Genomic DNA, 13,607 nt, shown 5'->3' with positions numbered 1-13,607 from the left:
TCAACCCCCTTGAACTGCGGTGAGGATCTCCACCCGGTCGCCGTCGGACAGCGCCGTACCGGACCAGTCGGCCTTGGTCACCACTGCCTCGTTCACCGCCACGGCCACTCCGATCGGGCTGCGCGCCCAGCGGTCGACGACGTCGGCGACCGTCGTACCCGCGTCCAACTGTTCGGCAGTGCCGTTGACGAGCACGTTCACGTGGCCACCTTAGGCGCCCCGAACCTGCTGGCCAGGAACGGCTTTCCAAGCTCTGGTACGACGCCGGTGCGCACAGTGTCCGCGATGATCTGCGCGGTGATCGGAGTGAGCAGTACGCCGTTGCGGTAGTGCCCGGTCGCCCAGAGCAGCCCGTCGAGACCAGACGGTCCCAGGACCGGTGCGTTGTCCGGCGTGGCAGGCCGCAACCCGGCAATCGCCTCCACCAGCTCCAGCTCGTCCGTGATCGGCAGGACGGTCCGCGCATCCCGCAGCAACGAGAACACACCGCCTGCGAGCACACGCGTGTCGTAGCCGAGCTCTGAGCTGGTCGCACCCACCACGAGCTCACCACCCGGCCGCGGTACGAGGTAGACGGAGAAGCCCCGCGCGGTCGCTCGCACCGTGTGAGTCAGCGCGGGCCGATAGGCCTCAGGCACCCGCAGCCGCAGCACCTCACCCTTCACCGGACGCACAGGTGGTCGCAGCTCATGCGGTACGCCGTCCAGCTGCCCAGACCACGGCCCTGCCGCCGCAATCACGTGTCCAGCGTGCACGGTGTCCCCGTTGTCCAGTTGTACGCCGACAGCCGTCGTACCAGCTGTGAGGACGTGGGACACGCGCTGTCTGAGCAGAGTGACGCCTGAGACCTCGATTGCGCGGAGGAGCGCGGCTACTGCCTGCCTGTTGTCGACTGAGTGGTCGCCAGGGACCCAGACACCACCGGAGACGCCGGCAGCCAGGAGAGGCTCGCGCTTGCGTGCATCGCGACCGGACAGCTCTTCGACCTCGAGGCCGAGCCGTCGCTGGTAGTCGGCCAGTCGCCGGAGTGCTGCCGCGTCGTCGACGTCGTACGCGACCGACAACGTCCCTGTCTGGTGCAGACCGGCCGAAAGGCCTGTCGCCGCTTGAAGTTCCTCGGCAAAGGCAGGCCAGGCGGCCACACTGGCCAGGTTGAGAGCGAGCAGGTCGTCCTCGCCGTACTCGACCTCGGTGACCGGGGCCAGCATGCCGGCGGCGACGGCGGATGTCTGGGTGCCGGGTGTCGGATCACATACCGTCACCTGGATACCGTCTGCAGCCAGCCGCCACGCAGTGGCGAGACCGATGAGCCCGGCCCCGACCACCACCACATCGGATGTGAGCCCGGTCATGAGTCAAAGCCCCATGACCCGCCGCGCAGCGGCGCGGCAATCAGTACAGGCATGCCACAACCCTACGACGGCCCCAACATGGCAGGCTGTGCGGTGTGACTGACCACACCGACCGACTCGAAGACGCCCGGCTCTATCTCTGCACGGACGCGCGTGAGAAGCAGGGCGACCTCGAACAGTTCCTGGACGCCGCGCTCGGCGGTGGCGTGGACATCGTGCAGCTGCGCCAGAAGGAGATGGAGGCGGCGGACGAGCTGGCCGCGCTGGAGGTCTTCGCAGAGGCCTGCAAGCGGCACGGCAAGCTCCTGGCGGTCAACGACCGCGCGGACATCGCCTTCGCCGCAGGAGCGCACGTGCTGCATCTGGGCCAGCGTGACCTCCCTGTGCACGCTGCACGGGCCGTCGTCGGCCCGCAGCCGATCATCGGACGCTCCACCCACACGTTCAGTCAGGTGAACGCAGTCGTCGCCGAGCAGGGCTCCGACTACTTCTGCGTCGGGCCGACCTGGGAGACCCCGACCAAGCCAGGCCGCCAGGCCGCCGGTCTGGAGCTGGTCTCGTACGCCGCCAGCCGTCCGCAGGCGAAGCCGTGGTTCGCGATCGGCGGTATCGATCTCGGCCGGCTCGACCAGGTCATCGAAGCCGGTGCCACCCGCGTGGTCGTCGTACGCGCGATCACCGACGCGGACGACCCGGCTGCCGCGGCGGCCGAGTTCAGCCGGCGGTTGCGGGGTGCAGGGTGATCAACAACCCCAAGGCCGCCCGGATCGTCGCCGTGGTGGTGATCGCCATGCTGGTGATCACGCTCGCGGCCTCGCTGTTCGGGTGCGCCGCCGCCAAGCCGGCCGCGACCAGCAGCACGGACAGCAGCCTGACCCTCGTCGCGACCGCGGACCTACCGGCCGAGGCGCGGGACACGTTGACGCTGATCGACCAGGGTGGGCCGTTCCCGTACAGCCGGGACGGCGCGGTGTTCGGGAACTTCGAGAAGATCCTGCCGAAGCAGGACCGCGGCTACTACCGCGAGTACACCGTGAAGACGCCGGGGGAGAGCGATCGTGGCGCCCGCCGGATCGTGACCGGGAAGACCGGCGAGCGTTATTACACCGACGATCACTACAAGTCGTTCCGCCGGATCGCGGCGGACGGGGGGACCGACGGATGACTGACCTGCGCCCGCTGCTGACCAAGGGTCTGCGACCCGGCATCTACCGGTGGCAGTCCGACGCGGGAGCGGAGCAGGTACGACGTGACGTCGCCGGAGCCGGCTGGGACTTCGTCCTGCTCGACACCAGCGAGATCCACGACAAGTCCGCCTTCCTGGACCTGTGTGCGACCGCGTTCGACCTGCCGCGATGGTTCGGGCGCAACTGGGACGCATTGGCCGACTCGCTGAGCGACCGCTCCACCGGCGAACCCGAGATCGTCCTCTGGACAGGTCTCCATCACCTGCTCGAGCACGACCACGACACCGTCGACGTCGCGTTGCAGATCTTCGCCGAGGACACCACGGCCTCCGGCCAGCTCCGGGTCCTGATCCAACTCGAGCAGGATCAGACCCCGGACCTGCTCAGGTCGCTGCCGTTGCTCGGCCCGTAGCGCCGATTACTTGCCCAGCCGCTCGGCCAGCTCGGACAACTCATCCACGAACCACACCGACCGGCCCAGGTTGCTCTCCCGCACCCAGTCGCGCAGCGGCTTGCTGGCGGCCAGTTTGTCCGAGATGTCGCCGACCACGACCAACCCCATCCGGTAGTTCACGAACTTCTGCGCAATCGCCCCCGCTCGACCCGTCCGCAACTCGAAGAACTCGTCACCGAGGCCCTCGGCCGTCAAGGCGACCCACTCGGCGTCGTGCTCGTAGTGCGCCTGCGCCATGAGCTGGACGGCGTCGCGTTCGTCGGCCACCCGGGCGTCACTCACGAACACCCGAACCCCGCCTAGCTCCTCAACCACGTCAGCACCCTCTCGGTCTGGGCCGGCAACACATGTCCGGCGTCCGGCAACAAGACAGTCGCCTCCGGCAACCGTCGTTTCGTCTCCTGCGAATCGAGCATCCGGTCCCGCCCGCCGGCGATCACGAGCAGGTCGAGCTTCTCCAGTTGCTCGTCGGTGAAGATCGGCAGCGACACCCGCCGCGGGCGGAAGTGCTCGTGCACCATCAGGGCGAACCGGCCGTACTCCGTGGCGTCCCCGGACGGCAACGGGCCCGCGACCAGCCGCATCGTCTGCAGGATTCCCCACCGCCCGAACGGCAGCAGGAACACGGCAGGCAGGAAGATCAGCGACTTCTGCCGCCCGATCCCGCTCGGCGTCAGCAGCGCCAGCTTCAGCACCCGGTCCGACCTCCGGATCGCGTAGTCGAGGGCGAACCACCCGCCGAGCGACGAAGCCACTATCGACACGGGTTCGCGGACATCCAGACCATCCAGTACGTCGTCCAGCCAGTCGACGTACGCGTCCAGGGCGGGTCGTACTTCCGCGCTCAGGCCGGGCTCGCCCAGCAGGTCCACGGCGTGCACGCGGAAGTGCTCGGCCCACGCGACCACATCGCCGATCCACTCGAGCGTCGTACTCGCCGAGCCGTGCAGCAGGACGAGCGGCGGCGCGTCGGCAGGACCGCAGCTCACCACGAACGTGTCGCCCTCGCGGGTCGGCACCAGACGCTGTTCGCTCGGCATCGGCCAGGTTGCGAGCAGCTCGCGATAGCGCTCGTGCAGGACGCGCCGGCTCGCGTCGGAGCGGAAGATCATGTGCTTAAAAGTACCTCAAACAGCCCTATCTGGCTAACTATAGGGAATTCTAAGGAACCTGCCGTAGCCTAGAGACCCACGACGACGAAGGATGCGGATGCCCCAGGAGCTGTACTCGGTCGAGCAGGTGGCGAGCCGGCTCGGCCTGCATGTCCGGACGATCCGGAACTATGTGCGCGACGGCCGGCTGAAGGCCGTCCGGATCGGGAAGCAGTACCGGATCGCGCGCGAGGATCTCGAGGCGTTCACCGGTACCAGTGCCGCCGCTCTCGAGGCCGACGAGCAGTCCCGGCACGTGGAGGCGTCGAGCATCGTGCACATCGACGCGATCGACCGGGCCGGCGCGGACCGGATCAGCACGCACGTGATGGGCTCGCTCAATCAGAGCGGGATCGGCCGGCTCCGGGTCGAGACCGTGTACGACGAGGATCGCGCCGTACTCAAGGTGATCATCCTCGGCGACCTGGCCCCGACCGCGGAGCTCCTGCGCCTGATCGACATGATGGCCGCTCCCTAGAGCCGGCGGGCCGCTTCCTAAAGCTGGCGGACCGCTCTCTAGAGCTGGCGAGACGTCGCGGCGATCGCCAGGTCGGCCAGGGCTTTGCGGGCGGTGTCGTCGGCCAGGGGAGCGCTGTCGAGGGCATCGAGGGCGTCCTCGGTCCGCTCGGTGATCAGGTCTTCGCAGGCCTGCACGGCACGCGAGTCCTGCAGGATCTCGCGCAGCAACTGGATCTCGTCGTCGTCCAGGTCCGGCCGCCCGAACAGCCGGTCGAACTCGGCCAGCTGCACCTCCGACGCGTGGTCGACCGCGTACGCGACCAGCACTGTCCGCTTGCCCTCGCGCAGGTCGTCACCGGCCGGCTTCCCGGTCAGTGCCGGATCGCCGAACACCCCGAGCAGGTCGTCGCGCAGCTGGAACGCCTCACCCACGGGCTGCCCGTACGCCGACAACGCCTCGACCAACCGCTGATCCCCACCAGCCAACGCCGCGCCGATGTGCAGCGGCCGCTCGACCGTGTACGTCGCCGACTTGTACCGCAGTACCCGCAACGCCTGGTCCATGTCGGAGACCCCACTGGCCTGCGCGACCAGGTCGAGGTACTGCCCGGCCGTCACCTCGACCCGTACGGCGTCGAAGAACCGGGAGGCCCGGGCCAGCGCGGCCGCGTCGAAGCCGGACGTGTGCAGCATCTCGTCCGCCCAGATCAGGCACAGATCGCCGAGCAGGATGGCCGCGCCGATACCGAAGCCGACCGGATCGCCGCCGACCCCGGACGCCTCCGATCGGGCCCGCTGCAGCGCCTCGAAGCGCCGATGCGCGGCCGGCGCACCCCGTCGTACGTCGGAAGAATCCATCACGTCGTCGTGCACCAGCGCGCTGACGTGCAGCATCTCCAGGCTGGCCGCGGCGGTCAGGATCGGCTGCGCCGACGGTGCTCCTGGGGTTACCTGGCCGCCCGCGGCCCGGAAACCCCAGTAGCAGAAGGACGGCCGCAGCCGCTTGCCGCCGCTGGTCGCGTCCCGGGCGGCCTGCACCTGCTCGGTCAGCTCCGGCCCGATCGCCTCCAGCCGCTGCTGCTGCAGGTCGAGGAAACCGGTCAACGCGCGCTGTACCTCGGCCGGGATGTCCACATCGCCATACACGTCTCGGAGCGTAGTCGGTAGGAGCGGGACAGTGGACACCGCGGGTAACCTGTCGCCATGGCGAACGGTCTTCCTTCGACGCTGCCCGGCGGTACGCCGACGATCCGCGAGCTGCTGGCGTCCGGTGCCCGTTCCTTCTCGTTCGAGTTCTTCCCACCGAAGACCCCCGAGGCCGAGGAGGTGCTCTGGCGGTCGATCCGCGAGATCGAGCAGCTGCGGCCGACCTTCGTCTCGATCACGTACGGCGCCGGCGGCACCACCCGGGACGGCACGATCCGGGTCACCGAGCGGGTCGCGCAGGACACCTCGCTGACTCCGCTCGGTCACCTGACCTGTGTGGCCCACTCGCGGGACGAGTTGCGGTCGGTGATCGGTGCGTACGCCGGAGCCGGCGTACGGAACATGCTGGCGCTGCGCGGCGACCCGCCGGGTGGTCCGAACCAGCCGTGGGTCGCGCACCCGGAAGGCATGAACCACGCGATCGAGTTGGTCGAGCTGATCCGTTCGCTCGGTGACTTCTGTGTCGGCGTGGCGGCGTTCCCGGACAAGCATCCGGAGGCGACGTCGCTGGAGGCGGACGCGCAGGTGCTCGCCGCGAAGGCTGCCGCCGGCGCGGACTACGCGATCACGCAGATGTTCTTCGGTGCCGACGACTACTTCCGGCTGGTCGAGCGCGCGACCGCCCTGGGCTGCGACATCCCGGTGCTGCCGGGCGTCATGCCGGTCACCAACATCAAGCAGATCCAGCGGATGGCGGAGCTGACCGGGATGGCGCTGCCGGCCGCGGTCACCGACCGGTTGCTCGCGGTCGAGGACGACCCGGGTGCGGTCCGGGCCGTCGGCATCGAGATCGCCACCGAGCTGTGCGAACAGCTGCTTGCCGGGGGCGCGCCCGGCATCCACTTCATCACGCTGAACAGGTCCACCGCGACCCGTCAGGTATTCCTCAACCTGAGGTCCACGGTCGTATCCTGACCTGATGGCTGACCCGTCGGATCTGCTGATCGACCGCACACTCGTCCTGTTCCGGCACTCGAAGGCGGTGCCGCCCGAGTCGATGCCGGATCTGGAGCGCCCGCTGGCCGACCGCGGCCGGGCCGACGCGCTCGCGGCCGGCCGCTACCTCGTTGCCCAGGGCATCGAGGCAGACCTGGTCCTGTGCTCGCCGTCGCAGCGCACCCGCGAGACCTGGCAGTTCGCCGCCGAGGCCGGCGCGTCCGCAGCCGACGTCTGGTACGACCGGCGGATCTACAGCGCCGACACGGTCGAGCTCCTCGACGTCATCCGCGAAGCACCGTCCGAGGCCCGCACCGTGATCCTGGTCGGCCACGCGCCGGGCGTACCGTGGCTGGCCGACGAGCTGGCCCTCGACGGCACCAGCCCCGAGCGCGTCGAACTCACCCGGAAGTACCCGACGTCCGGCCTGACCGTCCTCCACCTCACCTGCCGCTGGTCCGACCTGTCCGCCGACGACGCCGACCTGGTCTCGTTCGTCGTACCGCGCGGCTAAGGCAGCCAGTTCGTGGTGCTGTTGATGGTGACGAGGCGCTGAGTCGCTCGGGTCAGGACGACGTACAGGGCTCGTACGCCGCCCAGGGTGTCGCTGACGATCCGGTCCGGTTCGACGACGACCACCGCGTCGTACTCGAGGCCCTTCGATTCCAGTGGGCTCACCGCCACCACGCGTGGGTCGCCCAGCTCGGCGAGCACCGGGTCGACGGCCGGTCGCAGCTTCGGCGGCACGATCACGCCGACCGTGCCCTCGACCAGCTGGAGCAGCTCGACCGCGGTGTCACCCGCGGCCTCGGCGATCTTGCCGTCGTCGACGATCCGGTGCTCGGGCCCTACGCCGGTACGACGGACTGCGTCAGGCAGATCCGCGTCGGGCAGAGTCCGCCGGATCACTTCACCCGCGAAGGCGTAGATCTCGGCCGAGTTCCGGTAGTTGGTGGACAGCCGGAACGTGTGCCGCTGCAGGTGCGACAGCATCGAGTCCATCGCCGCGCGGGCCTCGTCCGGGTCCGGCCACGAGCTCTGCGCCGGGTCGCCGACGATCGTCCAGCTCGCCTGCGGCCCACGCCGGGTCACCATCCGCCACTGCATGGGGGAGAGGTCCTGGGCTTCGTCCACCAGGACGTGCGCGTACTCCTCCAGTTCTTCAGCCTCTCTGGCGGCAGCCACCCGGGCGCGACGCTCCGACGTGGTGAGCACCTCGTTGACGCCGTCCGACAGACCCTCCAGCCAGTCGAACTCCTCGTCCTTGGTCTCCGAGACGGGTGCGCGACCCAGCAACGTGCTGAGCTCGTCCAGCAGGGCTACGTCGGCGATGGTGAACTCACTGGTGCCACGGATGCCTGCAGCGAGTGTGTCGACCTCTGCAGGGGTCAGCTCGTTGCGGGCCCACCGCTGCAACCGTCTTGGGTCGCCGAGCCAACGCAGTGCCGCCTCGGGCGTCACTACTGGCCACCACTGGCTGAAGAACGTCCGGAACGCGGGTGTTTCGGTCACCTGGTCGCCGAACGACTCCCGGTCGCCGTACAGGCCAGTGCGCAGGTCATCGGGGAACCGCTGCCACAGTGCGGCCACCAGACCCTTGCGGGCCTCAGCTCCGGCTCTGTTGCGTGGCGTCCGGCGCAGCGCGTTCCGCCGTACGTTGTCCAACTGGTTCGCGTCCAGCTCGACAGTGCCGCCGCCGAGGAAGACCCTCAGCGTTGTGGGTGCGTTGGGGACGCGGTCACGGGCAGCGCGCGACAGCACGCCGCGCATTCGCAGTGAGCCCTTGATAGCGGCCACATCGGCCTCGTCGACCGCAGTGGCCTTGATGCCGTCCACCAGCTCGCCGACAGCTCGCAGGGAGACGGTGTTCTCGCCCAGGCTCGGCAGCACTCGCTCGATGTAGGCCATGAACGCAGCGGACGGTCCGACGACCAGTACGCCGCCGCGCTCGAACCGCCTGCGGTCGCTGTAGAGCAGGTACGCCGCACGGTGCAGAGCGACCACTGTCTTGCCGGTACCGGGTCCACCGCCGATGACGGTCACACCACGGGCAGGAGCCCGGATCGCCTTGTCCTGCTCGGCCTGGATGGTGGCGACGATGTCACGCATCGTGTGACCGCGGGCCCGCGACAGGGAGGCCATCAGTGCGCCCTCACCCATCACCGGCAGGTCCTCGGGCGCGCGTTCCGGCGCCAGCAGGTCGTCCTCGAGCCCGACGATCCGCGGGCCCTTGTTCCGCAGCACGCGACGTCGTACGACCTTCAGCCGGTCGGTCGCGGTGGCGCGGTAGAACGGCTCTGCGGCCGGGGCGCGCCAGTCGATCACGAGCGGTTCGTACTCCGCGTCGCGGACACCGATCCGGCCGACGTACAGCTTGTCGAGGCCGGCAGCGCTCTCGACGGCGGGCTGGTCGTCGCCCTTGTCGGCGTCGAGCCGGCCGAAGACGAGGCCCTCGTGCTCGGCGTCCAGCTCGGCGATCCGCCGGGCCGCCGCGAACACCAGCACGTCCCGCTCGTACAGACCGGTCTGCTCCTCCTCGCGGACCCGGCCGACGTTCTGCGCCTGTCCGCGTTGGTGCCCTTCGACCGCGATCCGAGACGCTGATCGGGCGGCTTCCGCGACCCGGTCGTAGACCCGATCGACGTGCTCCTGCTCTGCCGCCAGTTCAGCGCGCTCGACGTTCTCGTGATCGGCCGACGTGGGGGATTGATCCACCGAGGTCCTCTCTACTGCCGGGCACCTCACCCGACACGAAACACATGAACGCTCAATCCTACGTGCGCCGGGTAGCGCGACCCCACCCGGTCTCAGGCCTTCCCGACCGCGTCCGCCACGATCGCCGCGCCGAGAGTCGTGGCCGGTACGCCGGAGCCCGGGTGAGCACCCGCACCGACGCAGTACAGGCCCTTGATGGGGGAGACGTTGGCAGCACGCCGGCGGGCCGTCCGGTAGCCCTCCCACGCCACACCGGCCCACCAGGACGGTGACGTCTGTCGCGACACCACCTTGTCCCGGATGTGCAGGCCACGCGCCACCAGCAGGTCCAGTACGTCGTCAGTCGGATAGCCATGCACCAGCACCGACCAGGCCTGGTGCCCAGCCGGTGCCTGCCCGCCCGCTCGTACGACGACAGTCGGCGTGCCGTGCAGCACAGTCTCGAACGGCAAGGTCGGCAGCGGCTCCTGCAGTCCCAGGTGTACGACGTACGCCGCCTGGGCCTGGTGTGTCGCCTCTATCTGCTTGCGCACCTTCTTGGCCGCCGGGTCATCCACCAGCTGCCCGTAGAGCTCACGCGGGTCGATGTCGCTCACCACGATGTCCGCCGGCAGCTCAGTCCCGTCAGCGAGCCGTACGCCGGTCACACCGCCGTCAGACGTGGTGACAGCGACCACCTCGGCCCCAGTCCGTACGTCGACCTTCCGCTCACTCGCCCGTTGCGCGAGAGCATCCGCGAGGGCGCCGAAACCACCGTCGATCGTCCAGCGGCCGAAGGTGCGCTCCAGGTACGACCAGACACCGACGTACCCGGGTGTGAGCTTCGCGTCCGATCCACCTTGGGCTGCGTAGTGCCGCAGTACCGCACGAGCCCTGTCGTCATCCAGTTGGCGTTGTGCGACCCGCTCCAGCGATTGCCACGGCTTGAGCGTCCGGACTGCTCCCAATGGGAGCTTGTCCTTGAGCGGCGGCTCCAGCGACGTCTTGCGCAGTACCTGCCAGGTCTCGCCGTACCCGTCGACCAGAGAGACCCACTGTTGGGCCGTCTTCTCGCCGGCCAGGTCTGACCACGCTTGCAGTTGCTCACCGCGGTCGGTGATCGGCAGGTCGAGCACGGAGCCATCAGCGAACATGTGCCGCCGCGGCTCGGTCACCGGCTCCAGTTGGACCAGGCTCTCGATCGGGCGACCACTTTTGCGGAACAGGTCCCGCAGTGCGGCCGGGAGCGTCGTACTGGCCGCTCCTGCGTCCCAACTGAACCCGTCTGCCTCGATTCGGCCCAGGACCCCGCCCAGGCGCTCGTCTCGCTCGCAGATGGTGACCTGGTGGCCGAGCTTGGCCAGCCGGACGGCACTGGCGAGACCGGCGAGCCCGGCCCCGACGACGATCACACGAGCCATCAGACAGCACTACTTCCGGCTGCCGGGGCACTGCGTTTCTCCCGCCAGGCTTTGAACCTGGCGTAACCACGCTTGATGAACTTGAGGGCGACGTACACCCCGATCAGGCCGAGCACGAGCAGAATCCCGGCGATCACGAGTGCGACCTCCGGGTGGAACGCGGCCAGCGAGATCACACTCACGACGGCGATGTCCTCACCGGACGACGCGGCGATGTTGGTGACCGGCTCGGGGGAGGTGTTGATCGCGAGCCGCAGACTCGACTTCACCGCGTGCGAGAGCAGTGCGACCAGTCCGCCGGTGGTGACGATCACGGCCTGCTGCAGCGTGCTCGCCTCGCCGGACAGCAGTACGGCGATGATCGCACCGACGGTCGGCCGGATCACCGTGGAGATCGCGTCCCAGGCCGAGTCGATGTACGGGATCTTGTCGGCGACGAACTCGAAGGCGAACAGAACACCCGCTGCGATCAGTACGCCGTTACTGGTCAGCGCCGTCGGTACGTCGTCGGCCCCGGCGAACCGGCCGAGCAGACCGAGGATCAGCACGCAGGCGTAGGCGTTGATGCCACTCGCCCAGCCCGACGTGAACGCCAACGGCAACGCTTCCATGTGTCCTGCTCCGTAACCCTCGGTCGCCACCCCGTGCGACGACCCCGTGTAGTCAGTATCGAACCTCTGACGGCGAGTTTTGGTTAACCGTTGACTTCCGGGTCTCCTCGACTCACAGTGATCAGGCTGCCAGTCTGTGTGACGGGCATCCCCGCCGTCGGTTCAGGAGAAACAACATGCGTCGTCGTCCGAAGATTCTCGCCGCATTGACTGCGGTAGCGCTGGCCATCACGGTGACCGGCGTGTCGTCGTCAGGCGGTCCACCTGCTGCTGCGTCGACCCCCGGGCCGACTGCCATGGCCGCTTCCGCGTTCAGCGCGGTGGCCGCGAAGTACGGCGTACCGGAGTCCGTGCTGCTGGCCGTGTCGTACGCCGAGACCCGCTGGGACGACCACCGGGGTGCGTCCAGCACCGACGGCGGCTACGGCCCGATGCACCTCACCGCTGTCGACCCCACCGCGGTCGTGGACCTCTCCGGCAAGCGCAAGGTCGCCAAGACCAGCTCGCTGCGGACTCTCTACAAGGCCTCCGAGCTGACCGGGCTGGACCCGGTTGCCCTGCGCAATGAGACCGCCGCGAATATCGAGGGTGGTGCTGCGCTGCTGGCGTCGTACCAGCGCTCTCTCGGGCTCCCGGTCGGCGCTGACACCTCGGCAGCCCAGTGGTACGGCGCAGTGGCGTCGTACGCCGGAGCTTCGGATCGGGTGGCCGCGTCGGGCTTTGCTGACGACGTCTACTCGATCATGGCCCGCGGTGCGGCCCGTACGACGAACACCGGCCAGCAGATCGTGATGCCTGCCGTTGCGGTGGCACCGGACAAGTCCCAGGTGAGCAAGCTGTCGCTGCCGGCTGGTGTTGCGGCCGACAACTCCGGTGTGGAGTGCCCGACGTCGCTCGGCTGTGAATGGCTGCCCGCGCCGTACCAGGACCTGGGTGGTGGCGACTACGGCAACCACGACCTGGCGAACCGGCCGAAGACCGGCAAGATCGACTACATCATCGTTCACGACACCGAGGGCGGCTGGCAGGGCGTTCTCAACCTGGTGCAGGACCCGACGTACGTGAGCTGGCAGTACACGATGCGCTCGTCCGACGGCCACACGTGGCAGCACGTCAAGGCCAACGACGTCGCCTGGCACGCCGGCAACTGGTACGTGAACATGCACAGCATCGGCATCGAGCACGAGGGCTTCGCGGCCCAGGGTGCGACCTGGTACACCGAGTCGCTCTACCGCAACTCGGCCAAGCTGGTGCGCTACCTGGCCGCCAAGAACGACATCCCGCTCGACCGGGCGCACATCATCGGCCACGACCAGGTGCCCGGGACGATCCCGAGCACGGTCCGCGGCATGCACTGGGACCCGGGACCGTACTGGGACTGGGAGCACTACTTCGACCTGCTCGGCGCGCCGATCTGGGGCAAGTCGGTGTTCCCGGTGAAGGCGGGCTCGATCGTCACCATCAAGCCCGGCTTCGACGACAACGTGCAGGCGCTGACCAACTGCACCGGTGCCGGCACCACCTGCACGCCGCAGGGCACCAACTTCGTCTACCTGCGTCAGGCGCCGGACGACGCGGCTTCGCTGGTCAAGGACATCGGACTGCGCCCTGACGGTTCGAACAGCACGACTCAGGTGTCAGACATCGGTGCACGCGCTGCCGCCGGTTCGCAGTACGTCGTGGCGCAGCGACAGGGTGACTGGGTTGCCGTCTGGTACCTGGGCGCACTGGCTTGGTTCAAGAGCCCTGCGTCGGCTCCGGACGCGTTCTCCAAGCCGGGCCTCGTGGTGAAGCCGAAGGCGGGTAAGGCGTCGGTGCCGGTGTACGGCCGGGCTTACCCGGAGCAGGCGGCGTACCCGGAGGGCATCCCGTACCAGGTCGTCACGCCGTTGCAGTACTCGATCCTCGCGGGTCAGGCCTACCCGGTCGGTGACCCGTCCATCGAGACCGACTACTACCGTGCGGTGACATTCGCCGGGCAGCCGCCGACCGACAAGGTCCAGGTGCTTGGCAACGACCGCTACTACCAGATCTGGTTCGGCCACCGGATGGCTTACGTCCGCGCCGCCGATGTGGATCTGAGGCCTGCGATCTAGGTCTCGTTCGTCGACGAAGCCGTCCAGCCTTGGTGCTGGA

Annotated in this window: 15 protein-coding genes; 7 read left to right on the top strand and 8 right to left on the bottom strand. The window is 68.7% G+C overall.

The window, feature by feature from the left end:
* Together thiS and thiO are read right to left on the bottom strand one after the other, a co-directional pair.
* The gene (thiS, locus tag EV652_RS00360) at positions 1 to 201 is read right to left on the bottom strand and encodes a sulfur carrier protein ThiS (RefSeq protein ID WP_132206923.1); all 201 of its coding nucleotides are present in this window, start codon (positions 199 to 201) and stop codon (positions 1 to 3) included.
* Positions 198 to 1,352, bottom strand: coding sequence for a glycine oxidase ThiO (thiO, locus tag EV652_RS00355; RefSeq protein ID WP_132206922.1), 1,155 nt, complete (start codon positions 1,350 to 1,352; stop codon positions 198 to 200). The genes thiS and thiO overlap by 4 nt, the downstream gene beginning before the upstream one ends.
* 95 nt (positions 1,353 to 1,447) lie before the next feature.
* Here thiO and thiE point away from each other — a divergent pair, with 95 nt between their 5' ends.
* From thiE to EV652_RS00340, 3 genes are read left to right on the top strand one after another with little or no spacing between them, the layout of a single operon-like run.
* Entirely contained in the window at positions 1,448 to 2,095 is a 648-nt protein-coding gene (gene thiE / locus EV652_RS00350) for a thiamine phosphate synthase (protein WP_132206921.1), read from the top strand.
* Positions 2,092 to 2,517 (top strand): guanyl-specific ribonuclease, encoded by a 426-nt coding sequence (locus EV652_RS00345; RefSeq protein WP_199237935.1) that lies wholly within the window; start codon positions 2,092 to 2,094, stop codon positions 2,515 to 2,517. The genes thiE and EV652_RS00345 overlap by 4 nt, the downstream gene beginning before the upstream one ends.
* On the top strand, positions 2,514 to 2,951 hold the full coding sequence (locus EV652_RS00340; RefSeq protein ID WP_132206920.1) for a barstar family protein: 438 nt from the start codon (positions 2,514 to 2,516) through the stop codon (positions 2,949 to 2,951). The genes EV652_RS00345 and EV652_RS00340 overlap by 4 nt, the downstream gene beginning before the upstream one ends.
* A gap of 6 nt (positions 2,952 to 2,957) precedes the next feature.
* Here the strand turns inward: EV652_RS00340 and EV652_RS00335 are convergent, their stop codons facing one another.
* Together EV652_RS00335 and EV652_RS00330 are read right to left on the bottom strand one after the other, a co-directional pair.
* On the bottom strand, positions 2,958 to 3,308 hold the full coding sequence (locus EV652_RS00335; protein WP_242001464.1) for a DUF4180 domain-containing protein: 351 nt from the start codon (positions 3,306 to 3,308) through the stop codon (positions 2,958 to 2,960).
* On the bottom strand, positions 3,293 to 4,105 hold the full coding sequence (locus EV652_RS00330; protein WP_132206919.1) for an alpha/beta fold hydrolase: 813 nt from the start codon (positions 4,103 to 4,105) through the stop codon (positions 3,293 to 3,295). Before EV652_RS00330 ends, EV652_RS00335 begins: the two co-directional genes overlap by 16 nt.
* A gap of 97 nt (positions 4,106 to 4,202) precedes the next feature.
* Between EV652_RS00330 and EV652_RS00325 the strand changes: the two genes are divergently transcribed.
* Positions 4,203 to 4,622, top strand: coding sequence for a helix-turn-helix domain-containing protein (locus EV652_RS00325; RefSeq protein ID WP_132206918.1), 420 nt, complete (start codon positions 4,203 to 4,205; stop codon positions 4,620 to 4,622).
* 38 nt (positions 4,623 to 4,660) lie between these two features.
* Here the strand turns inward: EV652_RS00325 and EV652_RS00320 are convergent, their stop codons facing one another.
* Entirely contained in the window at positions 4,661 to 5,749 is a 1,089-nt protein-coding gene (locus EV652_RS00320) for a polyprenyl synthetase family protein (protein WP_132206917.1), read from the bottom strand.
* A gap of 57 nt (positions 5,750 to 5,806) precedes the next feature.
* On the opposite strand from EV652_RS00320, the gene metF reads away from it, so the two are divergent.
* Both metF and EV652_RS00310 read left to right on the top strand, forming a co-directional pair.
* Entirely contained in the window at positions 5,807 to 6,724 is a 918-nt protein-coding gene (gene metF / locus EV652_RS00315) for a methylenetetrahydrofolate reductase [NAD(P)H] (RefSeq protein ID WP_132206916.1), read from the top strand.
* Between the two features lie 4 nt (positions 6,725 to 6,728).
* Entirely contained in the window at positions 6,729 to 7,259 is a 531-nt protein-coding gene (locus EV652_RS00310; RefSeq protein ID WP_132206915.1) for a SixA phosphatase family protein, read from the top strand.
* On the opposite strand, the gene EV652_RS00305 is transcribed toward EV652_RS00310, so the two are convergent.
* From EV652_RS00305 to EV652_RS00295, 3 genes are all read right to left on the bottom strand, one after another.
* Positions 7,256 to 9,460: a HelD family protein gene (locus tag EV652_RS00305; protein WP_132206914.1), complete on the bottom strand. Its 2,205-nt coding sequence runs from the start codon at positions 9,458 to 9,460 to the stop codon at positions 7,256 to 7,258. The genes EV652_RS00310 and EV652_RS00305 overlap by 4 nt on opposite strands.
* Positions 9,461 to 9,552: 92 nt before the next feature.
* A complete protein-coding gene (locus EV652_RS00300) occupies positions 9,553 to 10,860 on the bottom strand; it encodes a phytoene desaturase family protein (RefSeq protein WP_132206913.1) in 1,308 nt (435 codons plus the stop codon).
* Positions 10,860 to 11,471 (bottom strand): DUF4126 domain-containing protein, encoded by a 612-nt coding sequence (locus EV652_RS00295; RefSeq protein ID WP_132206912.1) that lies wholly within the window; start codon positions 11,469 to 11,471, stop codon positions 10,860 to 10,862. The genes EV652_RS00300 and EV652_RS00295 overlap by 1 nt, the downstream gene beginning before the upstream one ends.
* A 176-nt stretch (positions 11,472 to 11,647) precedes the next feature.
* Here EV652_RS00295 and EV652_RS00290 point away from each other — a divergent pair, with 176 nt between their 5' ends.
* Positions 11,648 to 13,567: an N-acetylmuramoyl-L-alanine amidase gene (locus tag EV652_RS00290; RefSeq protein WP_132206911.1), complete on the top strand. Its 1,920-nt coding sequence runs from the start codon at positions 11,648 to 11,650 to the stop codon at positions 13,565 to 13,567.
* Positions 13,568 to 13,607 lie beyond the last annotated feature (40 nt).

The organism is Kribbella steppae, from assembly GCF_004342025.1.
Classification (GTDB): domain Bacteria; phylum Actinomycetota; class Actinomycetes; order Propionibacteriales; family Kribbellaceae; genus Kribbella; species Kribbella steppae.
This window is presented reverse-complemented; position numbering and strand designations above follow the sequence as displayed.